Source organism: Phenylobacterium soli (genome assembly GCF_003254475.1).
GTDB classification, from domain to species: domain Bacteria; phylum Pseudomonadota; class Alphaproteobacteria; order Caulobacterales; family Caulobacteraceae; genus Phenylobacterium; species Phenylobacterium soli.
The window spans coordinates 1-411 of record NZ_QFYQ01000021.1 but is presented as its reverse complement, the minus strand read 5'-3'; the positions used below and the strand labels follow the sequence as shown (position 1 = coordinate 411).

The 411-nt window shown below is 71.3% G+C and carries 1 pseudogene; it reads right to left on the bottom strand.

The features are described from left to right. Positions 1–111: 111 nt before the first annotated feature. Positions 112–411: pseudogene (locus tag DJ017_RS20595) on the bottom strand (phosphate/phosphite/phosphonate ABC transporter substrate-binding protein); the annotation flags it as partial.

The window sequence follows — 411 nt, the reverse complement described above, 5'->3', positions numbered from 1 at the left end:
ACGAGCGGCGGCTTGCGGGCCTCCGCCGCCTGAAGCGCTAGCGGCAGGACGGCCAGCGCAGCCGCGGCCACGACGGATCGGCGCAGGACGCGCAGGCTCATGCAGAAGCTCCTAGTTGGAGGATGCGGTCAGCGCCGCACGCTGGGCGGCGATGTCTGTCAGGGCCTGGCCCGCCGCCGCCTCGCCGGCGGCGTCGCCGCTGTTGCGCGCTGCGATCAGCTGTTGGGTAGCTTCCATTTCGCGAACGGGCAGAAGGTGACGGTCGTCCGCCCTGCGGAACGGGCCAACTTGGATGCGGGCGAGCACGGCCCGCTGCCGCGCCGCCTCGGGCGTGTCGCCCACGCCGTAGGTCAGCAGGAAGTCCAGCACCTTGGCCTTCATCTTCGGGTCGAGGTCCTTTCGCCAGACCAG